Raw genomic sequence first — 24,792 nt, 5'->3', positions numbered from 1 at the left:
ACCGGCCGTCAGGCCGGCCGATCAGGGCAGATCGAAACGGACGGCGATGGCTGCGGAGGCGATCACCGCCAGGTCGTGCTTGCCTTCCTCCGGCACGTCCAGGCCGCCCTTCACCGCCTTCGCGGTGACGACGCCGTAGGGCAGGGATTTGCGGACGGCCTCGATGTCCACCTTGTCGGGCCGCTGCACGCCGATCGTCACCTCCACCTGCATGGTCTTGATGTCGAGGCCGAGGGTGCGGATGAAGGACAGCGACGAGTGATGCAGCGCGTCCTGCACCGCGCGCAGCGCCGCCTTGGTGTAGTCCCCGCCATGCAGGTCGTTGCCGCTGCCCATCTCCAGGATGATGCGCTTCAGGGCCATGGTCAGCGTTCCTTAGATGTCGAGACGCACGATGGCGCAGCAATTGGCGATGACGGTGGTGTTGGTGCCCTCGTCGTTCGGAATCTCGAGCCCGCCTTCGACGACGGTCACGGTGCCGGTGCCATGCGGCAGGATCGCCAGGACCTCCGCCTTGTTGACCTGATCGGGCTTCGGCACGCCGATCAGGACCTCGACCTGCATCGCATCGGTGGGCTGGCCGACGGCGTCGCCGATCATCAGGGTGTTGTGCCAGAGCGCGTCACGCAACGCGCGGACGGCGGCCTTGGTATAATCCGTGCCGCGAATATCGGTGCCCATGCCGATTTCGAGCACCATGCGTTGAAGCGCCATGATCGTTTCCAGGAAGGCTGTTTCGCCGGACACGCCCAGGCGGCCCGATAAGGGACGCTAGTGCCTCCCGGCGCGCCGTGTCCATCCGGGGCGTTGGAGACGACAGGCCCGAAGAAGCTTCTTCTATCGACTTACAACGGCACGGGCGCGGACGAAGTCGGGCGCATCTCCGCCTGCAGGCGAGGGGGGCTGCCCTGGGGGCGTGCGCGGAGCTGCCGCCAGATCCCGAGGTCCCGGTTGTAGAAATCCGGGCGGAACTGCAGCGTGCCGTCGCTGTCCAGGAAGACGGTCTGATAGGTCACGAAGACCGCCACCGGCGTCGGCAGATTGGCCCGGGTCGTGCTGCCCGTCGCGATCTCGCGGTGGAGGGAGTCGATCGGCCGGCGCATCAGCAGCGCGGCGAGCTCCAGCGGATTCTGCACCCGGATGCAGCCATGGCTGATGCGGCGGTTGTCGCGCTCGAAAACGGATCTGTCCGGGGTGTCGTGCAGATAGACGTCGAAGCGGTTGGGCATGTCGAACATGATCTGCCCGAGGCCGGCTTCCGGGCCCGGCGCCTGCTCCACCTCGCCATTCGGGCGCAGAAGCATGTTGTTGCGCTCCAGATAGTCCGGATCGCGGAGGAGCCGCGGCAGGATCTCGGCGGTGACGATGTCTCTCGGGATGACCCAGGGCGGATTGAGGAATCCCGCCTCGATCGCGGTGCGGAATTCCGGGCTCTGATTGCGCAGGGCGTCCTGGCCCACCACGATCCGCGTGGAGAAGACAGGCCGATCGGCAAGGTAGAGCTCCAACTGCTGGTCGGCGACATTGACCCAGACGCGGTCGGCCGGCAGTTGCCGCGGCAGCCAGCGCTGGCGCTCGAGATTGACCTCGATCCGGCGCAGGCGGCCCGCCGCGGCCGCGCCCCTGGCCAGCTCGCCCGCGCGATACAGCTGCAGGGCCTGACGCAGCTCCCTATAGGCCGGCGTCGCGGGCGCCAGCGCCGTGATCGCCGCTGCCGGATCCACGCTGTCCATGGCCGCATCGAGCGCCGCGACCACGTCGACCGGCTCGGGCGAGAGGGCCTCGCCATCCCGGCGTTGATCGGCCGGCACGGCGCCCTGGGCCAGCGCCTCCGCATAGGACAGGAAGGCGGCCGAGAGCAGGACGTCGCGATCGGGCGGCGGCAATGTCGCGCGCCGCTGCAGCTGTTCGGCCTGGAACAGCTCGGGGTCGAGGCCATGCTCGCCGGCGCGCAGGACGATGTTCACCAGCGCCTCTGCCTCAGCCGGCCGGCTCGTCCAGACGGGCGCGAAGCCGTGCCGCGCGTAGAAGCGCCGCAGCAGGTCCGTGTTCAGCCGCTCATCGGCGAGGGCCGGCTCGGACGGCCCATGGCGCAGGCGGCTTGGTTTGGGCGCGCGGGGAAGCACCGGCAACGCGGTGGTTTCGAGTTCTGGAACGGTACTGCATGCGGCAAGTCCGCAGGCCGCCGCGAGGGCCATCGCGGTGCTGACGATTGTCGTGCGTCGGGACAGCGAGGTCGGCTCAGAAGACGACAGCCGCTGCTGATCAGTTTCCAATTTGTGACCGGGCACACGGACTGATGTCACTTCTCGACCTTTTCGGATCCATGCAATTGAAGGTTTGACTCTTTGCCGAAAATTGCCGTTCAATCCAGTGCTGTCCACAAGTCATTCAAATAAGGAGAAGCAGATGTCAGCGGTTTCCAAGATGGTCACCCGCCAAAAGCTGTTCCGCAATGCGGCATTGATGGCTGTGGTGGCGCCCGTGGCGCTCCTCGCGGCCTGTGCGCAGGAACCGCCCCCGCCTCCGCCGGCGCCGGTCCAGGTGGCCCCGCCCGCTCCGGCCCCGGTCTACGTTCCGCCGGCACGAGGCTGATCGAAAGGGCGCCTGCGGGCGCCCTGGCAACCAGCCCAAAGGGACCGAAATCGCTCCACCGCACGATGTGTGGTGGAGCTTTTCTATGAGAGCCGTGGTCGAGAGGCGCAGGGCGCCATTTCGGATCAGGGGCTCTGATTGCTGCTGGGTCGTAAAGTCACGCATGGGGGGCGGAAGCCGTACTCGCCTTCTCCATTGATGGCGCTTTAGGTTGCTTCTGGCGTAATCAATATTTCCGAAAATTCAATTTGGCGGCCCTAATATTTCGGGAAGGACACGGGGCAGGGCGCTTCACGAAATCCGTCCGCCAGATCAATCGCCGCCTACCCGCCGTGCCCGCGCGCGCCTCTATCTCTCCCTTTCCAGCCCCAGCGTTTCCCGCAGCGTGCGGCCAGGATAGGCGGTGCGGTACACACCGCGCCCCTGCAACCGCGGGATGACCTCCTCCACGAAGAGGTCGAGCCCACCCGGCATGTGCGACCACATCAGCGTGAAGCCATCCGCTGCCCCCGCCCGGATCCAGCGCTCCATCAGCTCCGCCGCGCCCTCCGGCGTGCCGACGAAGGACAGATGCGCCCCGCGCGCCAGCAGGCCGTCGGGGCTCAACCCCTCCTCGCGGATCATCTCCACGAAGAGCGCCGTGCGGCTATGCGTCGCGGGATCCGAGATATCGGGCAGCAGCGCGGGCGGAATGGGGGCGTCGGGCGGCAGCGTGGCGAGGTCCAGGCCCAGCAGGCCGGAGATGCGGTCCAGCCTGGCGCGCCGGCCTTCTCGCCCGCGTAGCGCCGCGGCCAGGTCGCGCGCCTCGGCCTCGCTTGGCGCCAGCACCGGCGCGAAGCCGGGCAGGACGCGAAGCCTGTCCGGATTCCGGCCGGCGGCGGCCGCCCGCGCGCGCATCTCCGTACGGAAGGCCTGGGCGCGGGGCAGGGTGGGCTGGGCGGTGAAGATCACCTCGGCATGGCGGGCCGCGAAGGCCTTGCCGGGACCGGAGGAGCCCGCCTGCGCCAGCACGGGCCGCCCCTGCGGCGGGCGCGAGAGGTCGAGTGGCCCGCGCACCGCGAAATGCTCGCCGCGATGCGCGATGGGACGCACCTTTGCGCCATCCACGCGGGTTCGGCCTTCCGCATCCACGAAGACCGCCTCCTCGTCCCAGCTGTCCCACAGCGCCTTCGCGACACCGGTGAATTCCTCGGCCCGGGCGTAGCGCGCCTCGATGCCCGGATGCGGCTCGCGGCCGTAATTCTCCGCCACGGCTTCCACCAGCGTCGTCACGATGTTCCAGCCCGCGCGCCCCTGGCTGATATGGTCGAGCGAGGCCAGGCGCCGCGCCACGTTGTAGGGCTGCGCATAGGTGGTGGAGGCCGAGACGATCAGCCCGATCCGCTCCGTCACCGCGGCGAGGGCGGAGCAGGTGGTGAAGGGCTCCAGCCCCAGCAGGCCGGCCCTGCCGGCGCCGGCCGTGCTGTTGAGATCGCCGAAGAACAGCGCGTCCATCAGCCCGCGCTCTGCCGTCCGCGCCATGGCGGTCAGCGCGCCGAGGTCGCGCGGGGTCCAGGGATCGGCCTCGCCGGGACGCCAGGCGCCGAGGCCGATGCCGCCCAGCATGCAGTTCAGGTGCATCTGCCGCATGGTCATGCCGCCCCCCTGACGTCGAGGCGGCCGGGCGGCGGCCGGAAGCCATAGTGGTCGCGCAGCGTCGTGCCCTCATAGGCGGTGCGGTACAGGCCGCGTTCCTGCAGCAGCGGGATCACCTTCTCGACGAAGAGCTCGTTGGCGCGGAGGGTCGGCCACATCAGGGTGAAGCCGTCGCAGCCGCGATTCAGGAACCACTTGGTGATGAGGTCGGCGGTCTGGAGCGGATCGCCGGCGAAGCCCAGATGCGCGTCCTGGTTCAGGACCTGGCGCGGGGTCAGCCGGTGCTTCCGGATCAGCGAGAGATAAAGCTCCGACCGCCCGCGCATGCCGTTCACTCGGCTGCGCGCCGGCAGGACCTCGAGCGGGATGGGCTCGTCCATCGGCAGGGCGGAGAGGGCGAAGCCCAGCAGCTCCTCCATCCGTCGCGCCTCGGCCGGTTGCGCCGCCTGACGGGCGGCCGCCATGTCCTTCGCCTCGGCTGCGGTTTCGGCGAGCAAAGGCAGGAGGCCGGGCAGGATCACCATGTCCGCCTCCGCACGGCCATGGGCCGGCAGGCGCGCCTTCAGGTCGGCGTAGAATTCCTGCGCGACCGGCAGCAGTGGCTGCGCCGTGAAGATGACTTCCGCCCAGCGCGCGGCAAAGTCCCTCCCTGCATCGGAGGCGCCGGCCTGGCAGCGCACGGGATGGCCCTGCGGCGGGCGCGGCACGTTGAGCGGCCCCCGCACGCTGAACCAATCGCCCTCATGGCCGATCGGCCGGGCCTCGCCGCCGCCGGGCGCATCCTCCCAGCTGTCCCAGAGCGCGGTCACCACCTCGACGAATTCCTGGGCGCGAGCGTAGCGGCTGTCGTGCTCCAGATGCTCCTCCCGGCTGTAATTGGCCGAGACGGTGCCGACTGCGGTGGTCACCATGTTCCAGCCCGCGCGCCCGCCGCTCAGATGGTCGAGCGAGGCGAACATCCGCGCCAGGTCGTAGGGCTCGTTGTAGGTGGTGGAGACCGAGGCCACGAGGCCGATGCGCGTGGTGCAAGCGGCCAGCGCGGAAAGCAGCGTCAGCGGCTCGAGGTTCACGCGCGGGCGGTAGGTGTAGAAATCCGCGATGAACATGGCGTCCATCAGGCCGCGCTCGGCCAGGCGCGCGCGGTCGGCCACCTGCTGCAGGTCGAAGAGCCGCGCGGGCGTTTCGGCGGGCACCCGCCAGGCAGCGTCCAGCCAGTCGATGCAGGAATGGAAGTGCAGGGAACGGGTCATGACCGGTCGCTCCGGTGGATGAGGTAGAGGAGGTAGGGGGCGCCGATCAGCGCCACGACGGCGCCGGCCGGGACCTCGGCCGGGCGGACCACCAGCCGGGCGGCAATGTCCGCGAGGCCGAGCAGGATCGCGCCGATCAGCCCGGCCAGCAGCAGCAGCGGCCGCATCCGGTGGCCGGTCAGCAGCCGCGCCGCATGCGGCGCGACGAGGCCGACATAGCCGATGGGCCCGGTCTGGGAGACGGCAATGGCGGCGAGCGCCACGCCGACCAGCCCCGCGCCCAGCCTCGTACGCCCGACATCGAGGCCGAGGCTGCCGGCCGTGAGGTCGTCGAAGGCCAGCACCTCCACCCGTCGCGCGAGGAGGAGGCCGAGGGGCAGCAGCAGGGCCAGCGCGGGGGCCAGCACCTGGACGGCCGGCCAGCCGCGCGCATGCAGCCCGCCGATGAGCCAGACGAGCGGCGAGCCCGTGAAGCGGCCGTCCAGCACGAGGATCTGCACGATGGCGCCGCAGATGGCGCCCACCGCGATGCCGGTCAGGATCAGGATCGCGGGCATCAGCCGCCGCCGCCAGGCGAGGCCGAAGATCGCCGCCGCGGCGGCGAGGCCACCCGCCAGCGCCGCGGCCGATACCACCGGGCCCGCCGCCAGCGGCCAGGCGGCCAGGAGCAGCAGCACGCCGGCGCTGGCCCCGGCATTCACGCCGATCACGGAGGCATCGGCCAGCGGGTTGCGCAGCGCGTCCTGGATCAGCGCGCCGGCCACCGCGAAGCACGCCCCCGCCAGCAGCGCGGCGAGGATGCGTGGCAGCCGGAACTCCAGGACGATGCGCTGGGCGACGGCGCTGCCCTCGCCAGCCAGGGCAGCCAGCACGGTCCCGGGCGACAGGGGCAGCCCGCCCACCACCGTCAGCCCGAGCAGCAGGGTTCCCAGCACGCCGAGCCCGAGCAGCCCCGCCGTCAACGGCCAGGGCAGCAGCGGGCGTGGGCGCACGCCAAAGGGCGTCATGGGCGCAAAGCCTGCCCCGTGCCGGCGCCCGCGCAGCACCAGCCAGAGCAGCCAGGGCGCGCCGATCGCGGCCGTGATGGCGCCGACCGGCGGGGTGCGCGTCAGCGAGCCGAAGACATGTGTCAGGGTGTCCGCGCCCAGCAGCAGCGCCGCGCCCCAGATGGCACTGGCCGGCAGCAGCATGGCGTGCCGACGGATGCCCGCCAGCTTCACGAGATGCGGCGCCACCAGCCCGACGAAGCCGATGGGCCCGGCGACCGCCACCACCACCCCGGTCAGCACCAGCACGGCGCCCAGGCAGGCCAGCACCACCAGCCGCGTGCGCTGGCCGAGCGCGCGTGCCGTCTCCTCGCCCAGCATGGAGAGGTCGAGCTGGCGCGCCGTGAGCATGACCAGCGCAAGGCAGCCCAGGATCCAGGGCCAGGCGAAGGAGGCGCCGGCCCAGCCGTTCTGCCGCAGCATTCCGCCGCTCCAGGCGAGCAGGAAGCGCGCTTCGGTCTCGTTCATCACCAGGACGGCACTGGTGATGCCGCCGAGCGTCATGGACACGATCAGCCCGGCCAGCACGATGCGCAGCGGCGAGGCCCGGCGCCCCCCGGCCAGCAGCCACACCATCGCGACGGCCATCCATCCCCCGGCCAGGGTGAGGGGCAGCGGCGCGAGGTTCAGCAGCCAGGGCGCGAAGACCGTGGCGAGCACGATGAAGAGATGGCTGCCCGCGCTGATGCCGAGGATGCCCGGCGAGACCATCGGGTTGCGCAGCACGCTCTGCAGCAGCGCCCCCGAGACGCCGAGCGCGGCGCCGCCCAGCAGGCCCACCACGGCGCGCGGCAGCCGAAAGTCCCGCACCATGTCGCGCAGCAGCGGGTCGGCATCGCGCGTCAGCGCGGAGAGCACCTGCGCGAGGGAAAGGTTGGTCTCGCCATGCGCGACATTGGTGGCCGCCAGCAGGGCAAGGACGAGCATCCCGGTCAGCAGCATGGCCGGCCCGCCCCGATCGGCGTTGGCCTCCATGGCACCGGCCTCCACGGCGCGGGCATTCACGGCGCCAGTTCCGCCACCACCTGCCGGGCGAAGACCTGCGCAGTCAGCACGCTGCCATACATCTCGCGATAGGGGATGGCGCGGGCGCGGCCCTCGCGCACGAAGGCCAGGTTACGCCAGATGGGCGTGGCCATCAGGTTGCGCACGCCGGTCTCGTTGAAGGGCAGGTAGAGGAAATCGGCTTCCTGCAGGGCGGGCAGGGCCTCGGCCGTCGTCACGTTGAAGCCGCGCCCGGCATGGCGCGGCTCGTCATAGGCGTAGTCGAAGCCGAGGCGGCGGAGAATTTCCGCCGGCAGGGCATTGGCATTGAACAGCATCACATCCGCGCCGGTGATCCCGGCATTGACGTTGCCCAGCACCACCCGCCGCCCGGCGAAGCCCGCTGCCGCCAGCCGGGCGCGCCCCGCGGCATAGCCGGCGTCCAGCGCCGCCAGGAAGGCCTCGGCCTCCGCCTGGCGGCCGAGCACCTCGGCGATGGCGCGGAAATGCACCAGCATGGCGTCGTAGAGATTGGCGCCGCCGGGCGGATAGGGGTCGTAGGCCAGCACGGGCGCGATGGAGGAGAGCGCGGCGTGATGGCGCTGCACGGAGCGCGCATTGCCGATGATCAGCTCGGGCGCCAGCGCCAGCAGCAGCTCGATATTGGGCGTGTCCGCCTGGCCCAGGTCGGTGACCTCGGGCCCTGGCGCGGGCTCCACCCCCGCCATGATCTGCCGGTAGCGCCGCAGCCCCGCGGCCCCCACGGGCGGCAGGCCGAGCGCCAGCAGGTTCTCGGTGTGCCGGTTGTCCAGCGTGGCCACGCGGCGCGGCGTGCCCGGCACTTCCGTCACGCCGAGGGCATGCTCGACGGGGCGCGCCGCGGCGAGACCGGCGCCGCCCGGCAACGCGCCCAGCAGCAGGCGGCGGGTGAGGCGGGTCATTCTTCGTCCCTTCCGATAGGGCGGCGGGGCAGGCACCAGGGCCGGCCGGTGGCGGGGTCCGTCATGATCTCGGCCTCGATACCGAAGACGGCGCGCAGCATCCCGGCGGTCACCACCGCTTCGGGCGCGCCCTCCATCAGGATGCGGCCGTCCCGCAGGGCCACCATGTGGCCGGCATGGCGCGCGGCCTGGTTGATGTCGTGCAGCACCATCACGATGCTGCGGCCTTCCTCGCGGTTGAGCCGCTCCAGGAGGTTCATGACCTCCATCTGATGGGCGAGGTCGAGGAAGGTGGTGGGCTCGTCGAGCAGCAGGGTTTCCGTGCGCTGCGCGATCGCCATGGCGATCCAGGCGCGCTGCCGCTGGCCGCCGGAGAGGCGGTCCACCGCCGTCTCCTGCAATTCCCGCAGGCCGGTCAGCGCGATGGCGCGATCGATGGCCTCCCGGTCCTCGGCGGAGACGCCGCCGAGCAGGCCCTGATGCGGGAAGCGGCCGTAGCCGACGAGGTCGCGCACGCTCAGCCCGTCCGGCGCCAGCGGTCCCTGCGGCAGCAGGCCGATGCGCCGCGCGACCTGGCGGGTGGGCAGGCGATGGATCGCCTGGCCATCCAGCAGCACCTCGCCGCCCTCCGGCCGCATCAGTCGGGCCAGCACGCGCAGCAGCGTGGACTTGCCCGACCCGTTGGGGCCGATCAGGGCGGTGATGCCGCCCGCGGGCACCGCCACACTCAGCCCCTCGATCACGCGCCGCCCGGCATAGGCGATGTCGAGCGCCCGCCCCTCCAGTGCGATGGGTGCGTTGCCCATCAGAAGCTGTAGCGCAGGGCGCCGATCACGGTCCGGCCGGGCACGTAGTCGCAGTAGCTGGCGCTCCAGCAGCCGCCCACGGCGCGGTTGTCGGCGAGGTTGGTGGCGGTCAACTGCACCGACACGCCCTCGAGCTGGCGGCCGAACCGGCTAAGGTCGTAGCTCGCCGAGGCGTCGAAGAGCGAGTAGCCCGGGATGCGCGTCGTGTTCGCGTCATTGGCGTACATGGGGCCCATGAACCGCGCCCCGCCGCCCAGCATCAGGCCGCGCAGCGGCCCTTGGCCGAAGCGGTAGCTGAGCCAGCCGGACAGCATCTGGTTCGGCGTGTTGGTGGGCCGCTTCCCCGTGAAGCCGTCGTTGCTGCGGGTGACCTCGGCGTTCATGTAGGTATAGGCGAGGATGGCGCCGAGCCCTTCCGTCAGGCTGAGCCGGATGTCCGCCTCGATGCCGCGCACGCGGACCTCGCCGGTCTGCACGCTGTAATTGCCGCAATTGGCCAGCCCGGGCGCGGCGGCGCAGGTATGCGCGTTGTCCGCCGTGGTGACGTTCTGCCGCGTGAGCTGATAGGCCGAGAGCGAGACCATGCTGTTGTAGCCGGGCGGCTGGTAGCGCAGCCCCACCTCCCACTGCTCGCCCTTGCTGGGCTTCAGGCGGGCGCCGAAGAAGTCGTTGCCCGCCGTCGGCTCGAAGGAGGTCGCGTAGCTGACATAGGGCGCGAGGCCGTTGTCGAAGAGGTAGACGAGGCCCGTGCGCACCGTCAGCGCGGAATCACGCTCGCGCGTGTCGGTGCGGGCGAGGTGGTTCAGGCTGTGGGATGTGCTCCAGTCCTGCCGCAGGCCGAGCAGCAGGCGCCAGTTGCCGTAGGAGCTCTGTACCTGGCCGTAGGCGCCGTACTGCTCGAGCATGCCGGTGTTGTTGGTGCGCGTGGCCAGGCGCGGGATCGTGGCGCCATAGACGGGCGCGAAGAGGTTCAGGTTCAGCGCGGCGCTGGTGCCGGAGGCCGAGTAGTTCTGGGATCGGAAATTGCGGTAGTCCACGCCGGCCACCACGGTGTTGCGCACCGGGCCCGCGTTGAAGCGGTAGATCAGCGAGTTGTCGATGTTGAAGCCGCTGGTCTTCGCCCAGCTCTCCTCCGCCGTGCGGGCGGCGATGCGCTGGTTCGGCTGCAGCGCGCCGAGCCGCACCGTGCGGTAGTCGACGTCCACGTGGATGTAGCGGGCCGATTGCCGGAATTCGAGCGCCGGGCTGAAGCGGTGCTCCAGCTGGTAGCCGAGCTGCACCTGCTCGCGGTCGTAGCGGTTCCAGCCGGGTTCGCTGGTGAAGAGGTTGCGCGGGATGCGGCCGTTCACGTTCGGCAGCACCGTGCCGACCGCCGGGTGATAGGCGCCCGAGCTGCCGTCCGGATCGCGCTGATAGGCGCCGAGCAGGGTGAGGGTGGTGTTCTCGCCGGGCCGCCAGGTGAGCGCGGGCGCGATGGCGTAGCGCTGGGTCCTGGTGTGGTCGATGTCCGTGTCGGTGGTGCGGCCGACCGTCGTCAGGCGGTAGAGGACGCGACCCTGCGCATCGAGCGGGCCGCCCACGTCCATCTCGCCGCGATAGTAGTTGCGGTTGCCGATGCCAAAGCCAATCTCCCCATGTGCGACGGCCTGCGGGCGGCGGCTGACCATGTTGATGATGCCGCCCGGCCCGTTCTGGCCATACATCACGGAGGCCGGGCCCTTCAGCACCTCCACCCGCTCCAGCAGATAGGGATCCACCTGGCCGACGCCCGCCGTGCCCGAGGGCGTGAGCTGCATGCCGTCCAGGTAGAAGTTCGAGACGCTGTTGAAGCCGCGCACGCGGATGCGGTCGAAATAGGTGGTGCCGGGCTGCACGTCGGTGACGACGCCGGGCGTGTAGCGCAGCGTCTCGGCGAGGGTGCGTGGCGCGCGCTCGCGGATCTCGTCGGCGGTGATGACGTTGATGGTCTGCGGCGTCTCGATGATCGGCGTGTCGGTGCGGGTGCCGGCGGCGCTGATGCCCGCGACATAGCCGCGGACCGGGCTCCAGCCGCGCAGCGTGGACGCATCCACCTGCACCTCGGGCAGCTGGAGCGATGCGCCCGCATCGGGCTCCTCCACCAGGGTGATGGCACCGGCGCCGGTCGGGCGCCAGCTCAGCCGGGTGCCGGCGAGCAGCCGCTGCAGCGCCTCGCGGCCGGTCATGCTGCCCTGGACGCCGGCGGTGCTGCGCCCGGCCACCAGCTCGCTGCGATAGATCAGGCGGTAGGGGGTCTGCCGCCCGAAGGCCAGCAGCGCGCCTTCCAGCGGGCCGGCGGGAATGGCGACGGTGACGGAGGCCTCGCCGCCGGACTGCTCGGAGGCGGAGGGACCGGAAGAGCTCTGCGCCAGGGCCGGCGCAGCGCAGGCCGCCCAGACCATGCCGGAGGCGGCAAGCCCCATCGCGCCCGCCCAGCGAGCCCCGCTCTTCCCACGTCCCAGCCTCATTCCGTCAACTCCACTTCTGCGCAACCGTCTGCGTGCGAGAAGGAAGAGGCGGGGAGGCGGTGACCTCCTGACGTCGGTGACGAAAAAAACTTGGGGGATCAGTCCAGCGTGCGCACGACGACGAGCAATCGCGTCAGCCGCGTGACGGAAATCGGCAGGGTGCCGGCCATGGCGGCCAGCGCCTGGTCGGTGTCGCGGATGGAGAAGACGCCGCTCACCCGCAGTTCCTCGAGGCCCCGGCCGAATTGCAGGATGCGCCCCTGGCGGTACTGCTCCAGCGTGCGGAGCACCTCGCCGAGCGGCCGGTTGGAGAAGACGAGGTTGCCGTCGCGCCAGGCGAGCGCCTCCTCGGCCGGCAGGCGCCGCACGGCGAGGCGGCCCTCGGCGGCCAGGCTCGCGCTCTCGCCCGGCCCCAGCACGACCCGGTCACCGCTGCCGGAGACCTCGACGCGCCCTTCGACGACCGTGACCGAGGCGCCGCTGTCGCGGGTGGGCCGCGCGACGGAGAAGCGGGTGCCCAGCACCTGGGCCTGCAGCGCGGCCTCCTCGACGATGAAGGGCCGGGCGGTGTCGCGAACGACGGCGAAGAAGGCCTCGCCGCGCAGCAGGGCGACCCGGCGCTCCTGTTCCGAGAAGCGCAGCGCCACGGCGCTGTCGGTGTTCAGCGTGAGTTCCGAGCCGTCCGGCAGCGTCGCATGCCGGATCTCGCCCACGGCGGTGCTGTAATCGGCAGAGGGGCCGGACAGGCGGTTGCCGGACAGGAGGCCCGTGCCGAGCACGAGGATGCCGAGCCCCGCGCCGGTGGCCAATACCCGGCGCCGGCGCGTGCGGACGGCCTGGGAGACGGGGGCCAGATCGCCCCAGAGGGCGCGGAACTCCGCATAGGCGGTGGCGTGGGCCGGGTCGGCGGCCAGCCAGCGGCGCAGCGCCTCGCGGTCCTCGGCCGTGGCGTCGCTGGAGGTCATGCGCGCGACCCAGCGCGCGGCCTCGTTGTCGATGTCCTCTCTGGCCACGGCCTATCGTCTCACGCAGGCCTGTTCGCGTCGATCGCTGCCGTCATCGGGGCTCGGCCAGGCGCCGCTGGACGTCGCGGCAATGGAGCAGGGCGCGCATGATGTGCTTCTCCACCATGTTGCGCGAAATGCGGAGCCGGAGCGCGATCTCGCCGTTCGACAGGCCGTCGGCGCGGCTCAGCAGGAAGACGGTGCGGCAGCGCGGGGGCAATTCGCGGATGGCGGCGATCAGCAGGGCCAGCTGCTCGCGATCGGCGGCGATGCGCTCGGGGCCGGGCTGGGCGCAGGCCTGCTCGGCCGCGTCCTGCAGCGGTTCAGTGGGCGGCGCGAGGGCTGCCTTGGAGGCGAGGCGGTGCAGGACGCTGCGCGCCGTGCGGAACAGATAGGCGCGCGGGCTTTCGATGGTCGTGTGCGGCGGCAGCATCAGCAGGCGCAGAAAGGTCTCCTGCGTGGCGTCGGCGGCATCGGCCTGGTGGCGCAGGCGGCGCTCGAAGAAGCGGCGAAGCCTGCTCTCCTCGGAGCGATGCAGGCTCTGAACGAGGCTCGAAATCACGCGCCATCCCTGCAACCAAGCCCTGGCCCCACCGGCCGATCGGCGGGCCCGGGGGCCAGCGATCGCGCGTGTTATTGCGACTCATTCTCAATTCGTCAACATGGCAGCGTGGCTCCCGGGCGTTGCGGCGGGCGTCATCCGCCCGGAAGCCGATCCGGTGCCTAGGCGCGCGTCACCGCCTCCTCGCCCATCTCCTCGTCGCGGAGCTTCCGGCTTCCGAAGCGCGCATAGAGCGCGGGAAGCACCATCAGCGTCAGCAGCGTCGCCGTGATGAGGCCGCCGATGACCACCGTCGCGATGGGTTTCTGCACCTCGGCGCCGGCCCCCGTCGCGATGGCCATGGGTACGAAGCCGAGCGAGGCCACGAGGGCAGTCATGGCCACGGGACGGAGCCGATCCATGGCGCCCCGCCGTACCGCCTGCTCGACCTCCATGCCTTCCTCGATCAGCTGCTTGATGTGGTTGACCATGACGAGGCCGTTCAGCACCGCCACGCCCGACAGCGCGATGAAACCCACCGCCGCCGAGACGGAAAGCGGCATGCCGCGCAGCCAGAGCATGGCGATGCCGCCCGTCAGCGCGAGGGGGACCGCGGTGAAGACCAGCATGGCGTCCCGCGGCGAGCCGAGCGCCGTGTAGAGCAGCAGGAAGATCAGGAAAAAGCAGCCCGGCACCACCACCAGCAGGCGCTGGCGCGCGGCCTCGAGATTCTCGAACTGGCCGCCCCAGGTGATGAAGTAGCCCGCCGGCAGGCGGACCTCCCGGGCAACCGCGGCCTGCGCCTCGGCCACGACGGAGGCGATATCGCGCCCGCGGACATTCGCGGTCACGACCATGCGGCGCCTTCCGTTCTCGCGGCTCACCTGGTTGGGGCCTTCCGTCAGGCGGAAGGTGGCCAGGCTCCGCAGCGGGACGGAGGCGCCGGTCACGCCCGCGCGATTGGCGGGCAGCGCCACCGGCAGGTTGCGCAGCGCCTCGAGGTCGTTGCGGATGGTCTCCGGCACGCGGACGATGATCGCGAAGCGGCGGTCGCCCTCGAAGACGAAGCCGGCCTCGCGCCCGCCGATCGCCGTGCCGATGACGTCGTGCACCGCATTCATGCCGAGGCCGCGGCGCGCGATCTCCTCGCGGTTCACGTTGATCTCGAGGAAGGGAAGTCCCGCCGTCTGCTCCACCCGCACGTCCTCCGCGCCGCGGATGCCGCGCAGGAGCGTGGCGATCTGGTTGGCCGAGGCCGTCATCGGTCCGAACTCCTCGCCGAAGACCTTGACCGCGAGGTCGCCGCGCGTCCCGGCCAGCAGCTCGTTGAAGCGCATCTGGATGGGCTGCGTGAACTCGTAGTTGTTACCTGGGACGCGCTGCACCGCCTCCTGGATGCGACGGACCAGCTCCTCCTTCGACAGGGAGGGATCGGGCCATTGGGCGCGTGGCCGCAGGATGACGAAGGCGTCGGAGACGTTCACCGGCATGGGGTCGGCCGCGACCTCGGCCGTGCCCGTCTTCGAGAAGATGACGGACACTTCCGGGAAGCGCGAGACGGCCTGCTCCACCTGCAGCTGCATCGCCTGCGACTGCGTCAGTGAGGTCGAGGGGATGCGCAGCGCGTGCATGGCGATATTGCCCTCGTCCAGCTGCGGGATGAACTCCGAGCCCAGCCGCGAGCCCAGGCTGAGGGAGCCGAGGAACAGCAGCGCGGAGGCGCCGACCACCAACATCGGCCGCCGCAACGCGAGGTCGAGCGCGGGGCGATAGGCGCGCTTCAGGCCGCGGACGATCCAGTTGTCCTCCTCCTTCACCTTGCCGGTCACGACCAGCGCGATCATGGCGGGCACGAAGGTCAGCGAGAGCACGAAGGCCACGGCCAGCGCGATGATCACCGTCAGCGCCATGGGCGCGAACATCTTGCCCTCGACGCCGGTGAAGGTGAGCAGCGGCACGTAGACCAGGATGATGATCGCCTGGCCGAAGACCGTGGGCCGGATCATCTCGCGCGCCGAGGCCGCGACGGTTTCCAGACGTTCGCCGAGCTTCAGCTGCCGGCCGAGCGCCTGCTGCTTCTCCGCGAGATGCCGCAGGCTGTTCTCGGCGATGATGACGGCGCCATCGACGATGAGGCCGAAGTCCAGCGCGCCGAGGCTCATCAGATTGGCGCTGATATGGCCTTCGAGCATGCCGGTCGCGGTGATCAGCATGGTCACCGGGATCACGAGGGCGGTGACGACCGCGGCGCGCAGGTTTCCGAGCAGCAGGAACAGCACCACGATGACCAGCATCGCGCCCTCGGCGAGGTTCTTCGCCACGGTGCGGACGGTCGCGTTCACGAGCTCGGTGCGGTTGAGCACCGTCCGCAGCTCGATGCCCGGCGGCAGGGTGGCGGCGATCTCGCCGATCCGCGCATCGACCGCCGTGGAGACGGTGCGGCTATTGGCGCCGATCAGCATGAGCGCCGTGCCCACCACGGCCTCCTGGCCGCCGATGCTCGCGCTGCCGGTGCGCAGCTCGCGCCCCACCAGCACCTCGGCGATGTCGCGGATGCGGACGGGCACGCCCTCGCGCGTCGCGATCACGACGTTGCGGATGTCCTCCAGCGTTTCGAGACGCCCGCCGGAGCGCACGACGTAGCCTTCGCCGCCGCGCTCGATATAGCCGGCACCGCGGCTGGAGTTGTTCCGCTCCAGCGCCTCCGCCACATCGGTCAGCGACAGGCCGAGGCCGATGAGGCGCGCGGGGTCGGGCTGGACGTGGAACTGCTTGACCAGACCGCCGATGGAATCGACGCCGGCCACGCCGGGCACGTTGCGGAGCTGCGGGCGGATGACCCAGTCCTGCAGCGTCCGCAGATAGGCCGTCCTTTCCAGCTCCGTGGTCAGGCGCTGGCCCTCGGCGGAGACGTAGCTGCCATCGGCCTGCCAGCCGGGCCGGCCGTCCCTGACGATGTCGCCGTCCTGGCGGGGCGCGAAGCCCACGGTCCACATGTAGATCTCGCCGAGGCCGGTCGAGATGGGGCCCATTCTGGGCTCGGCGCCGGGGGGCAGCAGCTCCCGCGCGTCGGAAAGGCGCTCCAGCACCTGTTGCCGCGCGTAGTAGATGTCCACATTGTCCCGAAAGATCGCCGTGACCTGCGAGAAGCCGTTGCGCGAGAGGGAGCGCGTCGATTCCAGGCCGCGTATGCCGGCCAGCGCGGTCTCCACCGGGAAGGTCACCTGCTTCTCGACCTCATAGGGCGATAGCGCGGGGGCCAGGGTGTTGATCTGCACCTGGTTGTTCGTGATGTCGGGCACGGCGTCGATCGGCAGCAGCAGCAGCGACCGCAGGCCGAAGCCCGCGATGGCGGCCGTGATGAGCACGACCAGCCATCGCTGCCGGACGGAGAAATTGAGGATGCCAGCGATCATGGTTCCGGCGCCCTCAGTGCGAATGCTCGGCTTCGGCTTTACCGAGCTCGGCCTTCAGGATGAACGTATTGCCGGCGGCGAAGCGCTCGCCGGGATCGAGGCCGAAGACGATCTCGACATGATCCTGGTCGCCCTGGCCCAGCACGACCTCGCGCTTCTCGAAGCCGTCGGCGGTGCGCACGAAGATCACATCCTCGCCGCCGATCTGCTGGATGGCGCTGCGCGGCACCATCACCTCCACCGCCTGTTCCGCGGTGGCGAGATCGGCGGTGACATAGGCGCCCGGCCGGAAGGCGCCCTGGGGGTTCGGCACCTCGACCACGGCCCGGGCGGAGCGCGTCTCGGCATCGAGCACCGGGCTCAGGAAGACGACGCGGCCTTCGCCGAGCGGCCCGGCCTCGCCGCGCAGCCGCACCATCGCGCCCTCGGCGGCGAAGGCGATGTCCGTGGTCGGCACGGCAATCTCCACCCAGACGACCGACAGGTCCGCGACGGTGTAGATCTCGGCCTCCGGCGTGACGGCCGCGCCCAGGATGGCGGTGCGGCCGATGATGCGACCCGCGATCGGCGCGCGGACCTCCCGCCGGCGCAGGGCCTCGATCGGCTGCTGGGGCAGCTGCTCCAGCTCGGCCTGGGAAAGGCCCAGCGCGGCGAGCTTCTGCCGCGCGAGGTCCAGCCGGATCTGCGCCTCCTGCCAGTCCGTGCGCGCCTTCAGGAAATCCTGCTCGGCCGAGACGCGGCGATGCCAGAGGCGCTGCTCCCGCTCGAAGGTCATGCGCGCGAGCTCCGTCGTGCGGAGGGCCGCGAGGTAGTCGCCCTTGGCGGTGGCGATCTCGCTGCTCTCGATCACGGCCAGCAGCTCCCCAGCCTCCACCTGATCGCCCAGGCGCTTGCCGAGCGTCGTCACGATGCCGGCCACGCGCGCGGGAACCCGCGCGAGGCGGTCGGCGCTGGCGGCCACCGTGCCCGGCAGCGAGACCCGGCGGACGAGGGTGCCGGGCGCGGCCTCCACGACCTCGATGCGGGAGGTGCGGATCTGCTCCTCCGTCATCCGGACGGTGCCTTCGGGGCCTTCCTCCTCGCCATGGGCATGGCCGTGGCTGTCCCGCGCGGGCGGCGCGCCGGTGGATGCGCCGAGGCCGATGGCGGTGCGAAGGGCGCCAGGAAGCCCGGGCTCCGCGACGACGATGCCCAGCGCGATCCCGGCGCCGACCAGCAGGGTGAAAATGGGCTTCATGGTCTGCGCGTTCCCCTGGGGGCGGTGCTGGTGTCGGGGATTTCGGCCTGGCCGCGGAGCCGGCCGATATCGGCGCGGACCTGCTGTACTTCGAGCCGCGCGGCGTTCAGCTGCTCGCGCACGTCGGACAGGACGCGCTGCGCGTCCAGGACCTCGAGAAGCGAGAATTTTCCGTCGGCATATCCGCTGCGCGCAAAGCCGGCGGCCTCGATCGCGGCCGGCAGGACGGTGCGGCGCAGCGAATTCGCGGCGCGCCAGGCCTGGTCCAGCCGGCGCTCGGCCTCGACCATGGAGGAGTCGAGATAGAGGCGGCCGCGCTCGGCCTCCGCCTCGGCGCGGGCCAGGTCGGCGCCCGCGCGCATGATGTTGCCCTGGTTCCGGTCGAAGACCGGCAGCGGCACGCTGAGGCCGAGGACGAAGGAGGTATCGCCGCCCGCCTCCCGGTACCGCCGCACGCCGGCATTCACGCTGACGTCGGGGACGGCGGTACGGCGCTGGACCTCCAGCTCCGACCGGCGCTGGGCAATGAGGGCGTCGAGGCGGGCGCGGTCCAGCTGCTGCGCCGGCGCGGCCGGAACCTGGCGCGCGGCGGCGGGCTGCGGGCCAAGGTCGTCGAACCAGTCGGCGCGGGCGGCCGCCACGTCCACGCGCCCGGCCGCGAGCAGGGTAGCGAGCGCCTGGGCCGCCACCTCCGCGTCGCGTTGCGCGCGCTCCAGGGCCACGGCGGCCGTCTCCTGCGCGACCTCGGCGCGGCGCTGCTGGACGAAGGGCTCGCGGCCGGCATCCACGCGCGCCTGGGTCGCGCGGACAACCTCCTGCGAGAGGCGCATTCGCTCCCGCCCGATCTCGATGTTGCGCGCCGCGGCCACCGCCATCGCCAGGGCGCGCAGGACTTCGCGGACGAGGTCGAGGCGGACGGCCTGGGCGTCGAGGCCGGTCAGGGACAGGGCGTCGTTCGCGGCGGCGATCCGGGCCTGGCGCTGCCCGCCCACCTCGAGCCGCTGGGACAGGCCGTAGGTGGTCTCGAGCGAGCGGATGCCGCCATAGGCGCGCGTCCCGCCGAAATTCTCTGCGGAGAAGGAGAATTCGGGGTTTGGCCGAAGCCCGGCCTGGAGCCGATCGCCCTGCGCGCCGCGGATGCCGGCCGCCGCGCTGCGCAGGACCGGCGCGCGGGCGAGCGCCAGATCCACCGCCTGCTGCGGCGAGCGGATGACGAAGGCCTCCGCCGGCGCGGCGGCCTCGCGCGCGGCGGCGGGGCGCCGGGGCGAGGTCTGCGCCGCGGCGGAGACGGGAAGGAGGGCGACCGTGGCGAGACCGCAGAGGAGATAGGATCGCAGCAACATGAGCTCGCAGCCTTGGCTGGGATTCGGGCGCGCGCCGTTCACCGCCATCCGGACCGGATGACGGGGCAGGGGGCGCCCGGCGCCCCGCCCAACGGTGGTGAAGTGGCGGCCCCTAGCGGGAGGCGTCCACGTTGTAGCGCCCCGTGCCGATCAACCCGTCCGGGCCATGCAGCGTGACGGTCGCGCGGAACTTGCCGTCGAAGGGGAAATCGACGGCCGAGGTCAGGCGGTTCGCGCCTGCCGGACGGAATTCCATGTTCCGCCGCTCATTGCCGCGGCCCAGCGCGACGGCGGTGGCGCGGAAGCGGGCGGCGTCCACCGGCTGCTCGTTGGCATCCACGATGGTCAGCGTCGCCTCGCTGCCGCGCACCACGAGCTCGGCCTCGAAGGCGCCGATGCGCACCTCGGCGCCGGAATGGACGTGCCGGTGGCCGCCCGCGGCATTCTGGGCCTGGCCGGCGAAGGGCAAAGCGAGGGTCGCGAGGCCCGTGGCGGCGGCCAGGAGGTTTCTGCGTTGCATGCGGGCGATCCTTCGTATCGGGCTTGGTCGTGTCAGGGGGGCCGGGCTGCCGGAGGAGAGGTGTGGCAGCCCGGCGGCGGAACGGTCGCTCATGACGAGGCGGCCGCTGCGCGGGAGGGCAGGGCGGGGGGCTCGGCGGCGCGGCGGGCCGGCAGCGTGACCAGGGCGGAGAGGCCGCCGCCGGGGCGGTTTACGAGGCGCAGGCTTCCGCCCTCCGCCTCCGCGGCGCGCCGGGCGATGGTGAGGCCGAGGCCGACGCCGCCGGTGGCGCGGTTGCGGCTTTCCTCGAGCCGCCGGAAGGGCTCGAAGACCTGTTCCAACGCGGCTTCGGGAATGCCCGGCCCGTCATCGGCGATCTCGATGATGAGGTCCGCGGCGTGCTGGCAGAGGGTGACGCGCGCATTCCCGCCATAGGTGACGGCGTTGCCCACCAGATTGGCCAGCGCGCGGCGCATCGCGACCAGCCGCAGGCTGGCGACGAGCTTCTCCGGCCCCTCGAAGGTCACGTCACCGCCGGCGTCGGAGGCGTCGTCGCAGATGGTCCTGAGGACGGCCACCAGGTCGGTGGGCCGGGGCTCCTCCAGCTCCTGGCCCTCACGCAGGTAGTCGAGCGTGGTCTCCACCATGGCCGCCATCTCGTCGAGGCTGGCGTCGATGCGGTCCCGGGCCTGGGTGTCGTCCAGGAAGCCGGCGAGCAGGCGCAGGCGCGTGATGGGCGTGCGCAGATCGTGCGAGACGGCGGCGAGCGCCTGGGTGCGCTCGTCCAGCAGGCGCCGGATACGGTCCTGCATGCCGTTGAAGGCGCGCGCGGCCTGACGGATCTCTGCCGGGCCTTCCTCCGCGATGCGGATGGAGGCGACATCCCGCCCCACGCGGTCGGCCGCCTTGGACAGCTCGCGCAGCGGCTTGGTCAAGCCGCGCACCAGGAAGATGGAGGCCAGGCCGATTACGACGGCGATGGTCGCCAGCGCCAGCACGCCGCCCGGGTCGAAGACCGCCGAATGGCTCGTCCGGAAGACCGGCGCGGCGAAGGAGATGGAGCCCCCATTGCCGAGCGGCAGCGCGCCGACGAGGAGGTGATGCTCCGCCGCATCGCCCCAGCCGATCACGATGTCGTGCAGGTCGGGCGCGATGCGCACCAGCCATTGCCGGACGAGGTTGAGGGATTCCCTGTCCTCCGCATTGCCCCGGGGCGGGATACCTTCGCGCCAGTGCAGTTCGAGGGCGGGGCTCGACAGCGCATGGGCCGCGCGGTCCCGCTCGACCGGGGGCAGGAGGGAGAGGGCGCGGCGGGCCTGCGAAAGCCCCTCCGCGATGGCCCTTTCGCGGGCATCCTGGTGACTGCCGCGCAGCGAGGCCTCGTGGATCCAGACGCTGCCGAGGTGCAGCGCCAGGAGCCCCGTCAGCAGGACGAGCGTGGTGCGTCCCGCCAGCCCGTCCGGCCAGAACCAGGCCCTCAGGCGCCTCATGCCCGGCCGACCTCGGCGACGAAGACGTAGCCGGAGCCGCGCACCGTCTTGATGAGGGGGGCGGCCCCTTCCACCGGCTCGATCTTCCGGCGCAGACGGCTGACCTGGACGTCCACGCTGCGGTCGAAGGCATCGCCGATGCGCCGCCGCCCGACCTCCAGGAGCTGGTCGCGGCCCAGCACGCGCTGGGGATGCGCGAGGAAGGCCATGAGCAGGTCGAATTCCGAGCCGGAGAGATCGACCAGCGCGCCTTCCGGCGAGGTCAGCTCCCGCCGCCCGACATGGAGCGTCCAGCCGGCGAAGGTCAGCAGGGGCGAGGCGGGGGGCGCGGGGGCCTCGGCCGGGCCGCCCGCGCGGCGCAGCACGGCGCGCAGGCGCGCGACGAGCTCCCGACGGCCGAAGGGCTTGGTGATGTAGTCGTCCGCGCCGAGCTCCAGGCCCAGCACGCGGTCCGTCTCCTCGCCGCGCGCCGTCAGCATGACGACCGGGATCGGGGAGGTGGCGCGGATCTCCTTCAGCAGATCCATGCCCGAGGCCCCCGGCAGCATGACGTCCAGCAGCACGAGGTCGACCGGCGCGCCGCCGGCGCGCAGGACCTCGCGCATCTCCCGCCCGTCGCGGGCCGTGCTCGCGGCGAAGCCGTTCTCGCGCAGATGCCGGGCCAGCAGCTGCCGGACCTCGCCGTCATCCTCGACGATCAGCACATGCGGCTCGGTTTCCAGCATGTCGCGCAGGATCGGCTTCGGCGCGTCGCCGCCGGGGCGCGGGGCCATCGTCATCGGGCTCCGGCGGGGCCGGGGCGGGACGGGCGCGGGGATGAAGCGAGCGGGCGAAGCACGTGAAACCTCCTGTCGGCGCGATACATATCGATCGCGCCGCCTTTGAACATTTCACATTATGACGAATGATTGCGGCGCGGCCGCGCGTCGGCGTCCAGCCCCGCGTGGCGCGTGGCGCGTGGCGCGTGGCGCGTGGCGCCTGTCGGCGGCGGGGCCGGTCCGGCCGGATTTCTCATGGAAGGGCGCCGGTATCAGGCCGGCGGGAAGGCGCGGATCAGCCGGCGGGGGCGGCCCGGCACTCGATCTCGGCGTCCGCCAGCCGGCGCAGCGCCGCCAGCCGCGACCGCAGGGGCAGCCAGTCGTAGAGGAAGATCTCGGCCGGCCGCCAGATCGCGACCCAGCCGAAGATGACCGCGCTCTCCCGCAGGAGATTGGCGGAGATGCCGTGGCCGAGCAGATCCTCGCTCTGCGCGGCCAGCAGCAGGCAGCCCGCCAGCACGCTCAGCCCGATCGCCAGCACGCGGCGGCCCGTGCGGAAGAGGTCCTGGATCGCGAGGCGCTCGGCCCCGGCGGCGGCAGTGAAGGCGGAGCGCAGGCGTTCGGCCAGGCCGGGCGGGGTCTGGCCCGGAGGGAGCTCCAGCACGATCCCAAGGCGCGCCTGCCCCTTTCGCGCCTTCGCCTCGCGCAGGAAAAAGCGCTCGGCATCCGGGCTGGGGCCGGCCTCCCCGAAGGGCGACGGACCCGCGGCCTCGAAGAGCTGCGACGGGTCGCCGAGACGGACAATGATGGGGGACAGCTTGTCCATGCTCTTCCTTGCGAAGGGGCGGGTGGCGGGGCCCTTCGGATACACGGGGGCGCGGGGCAGACGCATTGTTCCCCCGTCCCGCGGCATGGCGCTGAGTTCCCAATTGGGCTGCGGGGCGCGAGGGGCTCGGGTTGACATGGTTCCGTGCATGGGTGCGATATATCGCACAACAAATAACTAATATTTCAGGAGGAATGGGCTATGCCCGACGCCGCGACCCCGCAGGCCGTCGTCCATAACGCGACGGTCGCCATGCGCCTCGCCGAGGCCTTCGCGCGCCATGGCGTGACGGTCACCTTCGGCCAGAGCCTTCCCTCGGCCTTCCACCTGGCCACGCCCGCGGCGGGCATCCGCCAGGCGGTGTACCGGACCGAGAACATGGGCGGCATCATGGCCGACGGCTATGCGCGCATCAGCGGGCGCGTCGGCGTGGTCACGGCCCAGAACGGCCCGGCCGCCGCCCTGCTCGTGGCGCCGCTGGCCGAGGCCTACAAGGCGTCGATCCCGGTGGTGGCGCTGGTCCAGGAAGTGAACCGCGACCAGATGGACCGCAACGCCTTCCAGGAGCTCGACCACCTCCGCCTCTTCGATCCCGTATCCAAGTGGGTCCGCCGCATCGAGCGCGCCGACCGGCTCGAGGACTACGTGGACATGGCCTTCGCGGCCGCGACCTCGGGCCGCCCGGGCCCCGCCGTGCTGCTCGCCCCCGCCGACCTGCTGACCGAGAATGCGGCCAAGCCCAGCCCGCGCCAGGCGTCGCTCGGTATCTACCCGCTCGACCGCTACGTGCCCGCCGCCGATCTCGTCGAGAAGGCGGCCGAGATGCTGGCCGGCGCGGAGCGGCCGCTGATCCTGGCCGGCGGCGGCATCCATTCCTCCGATGCCAGCGCCGCGCTGGCGGCGCTGCAGGAGAAGGCGGGCCTGCCGGTCGGCACGACCGTCATGGGCAAGGGCGCGGCGGATGAGGGCCATCCGCTCACCCTCGGCATCATCGGCTACGTGATGTCGCCGGGCGCGCGCACGCACAGGCTGCGCGCCATGGTCGAGGGCGCGGATGTCGTGCTGCTGGTCGGCACGCGCACCAATGCCAATGGCACCGACAACTGGACGATGTTCAAGCCGGGCACGCGCTTCATTCATATCGATCCCGACCCGCAGGAGATCGGGCGCAACTACGAGGCGCTGCGCCTCACCGGCGATGCGCGGCTGACGCTGGAGGCGCTCGGCGCCGCGCTGGAGAAGCGCGATCTCGGCAAGCGTCGCGCCGCCCGCCCGGCGATCGAGGCGACGATCGCCGCCGCCGTCGCCGACTGGAAGACGCGCATCCAGGATGTCTTCACGCGCGAGGGCAGGCTGGTGCGGCCGGAGCGCATCATGGCGGAGCTCGACCGGCGTATCGACGGCGAGGCCATCGTCGTCGCGGATGCGAGCTATTCCTCGATGTGGGTCGGCCAGTACCTCACGGCGAAGCGCGCCGGGCAGCGCTTCCTGACGCCGCGCGGCATTGCGGGGCTGGGCTGGGGCCTGCCGCTCGCCATCGGGGCGCAGGTAGCGGCGCCCGATCGCCGCGTGGTCTGCCTCGTGGGCGACGGCGGCTTCGGCCATTCCTGGTCGGAGCTCGAGATGCTGCGCCGCATGGAGCTGCCGGTCACGGTGATCGTGCTGAACAACAGCATCCTCGGCTACCAGAAGCATGCCGAGCTGGTGAAGTTCAAGGAACACACCGACGCGGTCGACTTCACCGATGTCGACCACACGCTGGTCGCCCGCGCCTGCGGCGTCGCGAACCTCAGGGTGACCGAGGCGGCCGAGGTCGGGCCCGCTCTGGACGAGGCTTTCTCGGCACGGCGCCCCATGCTGATCGACGTGCTGTCCGACCCCGAGGCGCGGCCGCCGATCAACTACTATGCCGGCCATTTCGAGGAGCCCTACTAG

Annotated in this window: 19 protein-coding genes; 1 reads left to right on the top strand and 18 read right to left on the bottom strand. The window is 71.5% G+C overall.

All coding sequences use genetic code 11. The features are described from left to right. Positions 1 to 21: 21 nt before the first annotated feature. The 18 genes from KHU32_RS22020 to KHU32_RS21935 form a co-directional block, all read right to left on the bottom strand. Positions 22 to 363, bottom strand: a complete 342-nt coding sequence (locus KHU32_RS22020) for a Lin0512 family protein (RefSeq protein ID WP_213672327.1) — start codon at positions 361 to 363, stop codon at positions 22 to 24. A gap of 12 nt (positions 364 to 375) precedes the next feature. Further along, complete coding sequence (locus KHU32_RS22015) at positions 376 to 714, bottom strand: Lin0512 family protein (protein ID WP_213672326.1); 339 nt, start codon at positions 712 to 714, stop codon at positions 376 to 378. Positions 715 to 845: 131 nt separating this feature from the next. Further along, positions 846 to 2,126, bottom strand: coding sequence for a L,D-transpeptidase scaffold domain-containing protein (locus KHU32_RS22010; RefSeq protein ID WP_347265588.1), 1,281 nt, complete (start codon positions 2,124 to 2,126; stop codon positions 846 to 848). 817 nt (positions 2,127 to 2,943) lie between these two features. Then, complete coding sequence (locus KHU32_RS22005) at positions 2,944 to 4,230, bottom strand: NtaA/DmoA family FMN-dependent monooxygenase (RefSeq protein WP_213672324.1); 1,287 nt, start codon at positions 4,228 to 4,230, stop codon at positions 2,944 to 2,946. Then, on the bottom strand, positions 4,227 to 5,480 hold the full coding sequence (locus KHU32_RS22000; RefSeq protein WP_213672323.1) for an NtaA/DmoA family FMN-dependent monooxygenase: 1,254 nt from the start codon (positions 5,478 to 5,480) through the stop codon (positions 4,227 to 4,229). Before KHU32_RS22000 ends, KHU32_RS22005 begins: the two co-directional genes overlap by 4 nt. Then, a complete protein-coding gene (locus KHU32_RS21995; RefSeq protein WP_213672322.1) occupies positions 5,477 to 7,531 on the bottom strand; it encodes an iron ABC transporter permease in 2,055 nt (684 codons plus the stop codon). Before KHU32_RS21995 ends, KHU32_RS22000 begins: the two co-directional genes overlap by 4 nt. Continuing rightward, the gene (locus KHU32_RS21990; RefSeq protein WP_213672321.1) at positions 7,528 to 8,451 is read right to left on the bottom strand and encodes an ABC transporter substrate-binding protein; all 924 of its coding nucleotides are present in this window, start codon (positions 8,449 to 8,451) and stop codon (positions 7,528 to 7,530) included. Before KHU32_RS21990 ends, KHU32_RS21995 begins: the two co-directional genes overlap by 4 nt. Next, entirely contained in the window at positions 8,448 to 9,257 is an 810-nt protein-coding gene (locus tag KHU32_RS21985; protein ID WP_213672320.1) for an ABC transporter ATP-binding protein, read from the bottom strand. The genes KHU32_RS21990 and KHU32_RS21985 overlap by 4 nt, the downstream gene beginning before the upstream one ends. Further along, the gene (locus KHU32_RS21980) at positions 9,257 to 11,743 is read right to left on the bottom strand and encodes a TonB-dependent siderophore receptor (RefSeq protein ID WP_213672319.1); all 2,487 of its coding nucleotides are present in this window, start codon (positions 11,741 to 11,743) and stop codon (positions 9,257 to 9,259) included. Before KHU32_RS21980 ends, KHU32_RS21985 begins: the two co-directional genes overlap by 1 nt. Before the next feature lie 98 nt (positions 11,744 to 11,841). Next, positions 11,842 to 12,756, bottom strand: a complete 915-nt coding sequence (locus KHU32_RS21975) for a FecR family protein (RefSeq protein WP_213672318.1) — start codon at positions 12,754 to 12,756, stop codon at positions 11,842 to 11,844. Between the two features lie 43 nt (positions 12,757 to 12,799). Then, positions 12,800 to 13,309, bottom strand: coding sequence for an RNA polymerase sigma factor (locus KHU32_RS21970; RefSeq protein ID WP_213672317.1), 510 nt, complete (start codon positions 13,307 to 13,309; stop codon positions 12,800 to 12,802). 161 nt (positions 13,310 to 13,470) lie between these two features. Beyond that, entirely contained in the window at positions 13,471 to 16,704 is a 3,234-nt protein-coding gene (locus KHU32_RS21965; RefSeq protein ID WP_213672316.1) for an efflux RND transporter permease subunit, read from the bottom strand. A 13-nt stretch (positions 16,705 to 16,717) separates the two neighbouring features. Next, positions 16,718 to 17,941: an efflux RND transporter periplasmic adaptor subunit gene (locus tag KHU32_RS21960; RefSeq protein ID WP_213672315.1), complete on the bottom strand. Its 1,224-nt coding sequence runs from the start codon at positions 17,939 to 17,941 to the stop codon at positions 16,718 to 16,720. Next, positions 17,938 to 19,284 (bottom strand): TolC family protein, encoded by a 1,347-nt coding sequence (locus KHU32_RS21955; RefSeq protein ID WP_213672314.1) that lies wholly within the window; start codon positions 19,282 to 19,284, stop codon positions 17,938 to 17,940. Before KHU32_RS21955 ends, KHU32_RS21960 begins: the two co-directional genes overlap by 4 nt. Before the next feature lie 112 nt (positions 19,285 to 19,396). Beyond that, entirely contained in the window at positions 19,397 to 19,804 is a 408-nt protein-coding gene (locus KHU32_RS21950; protein ID WP_213672313.1) for a hypothetical protein, read from the bottom strand. 89 nt (positions 19,805 to 19,893) lie between these two features. Further along, positions 19,894 to 21,273: an ATP-binding protein gene (locus tag KHU32_RS21945; protein WP_213672312.1), complete on the bottom strand. Its 1,380-nt coding sequence runs from the start codon at positions 21,271 to 21,273 to the stop codon at positions 19,894 to 19,896. Then, positions 21,270 to 21,998 (bottom strand): response regulator, encoded by a 729-nt coding sequence (locus KHU32_RS21940; protein WP_456315956.1) that lies wholly within the window; start codon positions 21,996 to 21,998, stop codon positions 21,270 to 21,272. The genes KHU32_RS21945 and KHU32_RS21940 overlap by 4 nt, the downstream gene beginning before the upstream one ends. A 328-nt stretch (positions 21,999 to 22,326) precedes the next feature. Continuing rightward, positions 22,327 to 22,857 carry a hypothetical protein gene (locus tag KHU32_RS21935; protein ID WP_213672311.1) on the bottom strand — a complete coding sequence of 177 codons (531 nt, stop codon included), beginning with the start codon at positions 22,855 to 22,857 and terminating at the stop codon, positions 22,327 to 22,329. Between the two features lie 201 nt (positions 22,858 to 23,058). Between KHU32_RS21935 and KHU32_RS21930 the strand changes: the two genes are divergently transcribed. Then, on the top strand, positions 23,059 to 24,792 hold the full coding sequence (locus KHU32_RS21930; protein ID WP_213672310.1) for an acetolactate synthase catalytic subunit: 1,734 nt from the start codon (positions 23,059 to 23,061) through the stop codon (positions 24,790 to 24,792).

Origin of the sequence: Roseococcus pinisoli (genome assembly GCF_018413645.1) — a bacterium.
Classification (GTDB): domain Bacteria; phylum Pseudomonadota; class Alphaproteobacteria; order Acetobacterales; family Acetobacteraceae; genus Roseococcus; species Roseococcus pinisoli.
Note: the sequence above shows the minus strand (reverse complement) of the source record. Positions and strands in the feature narration are given on the sequence as shown.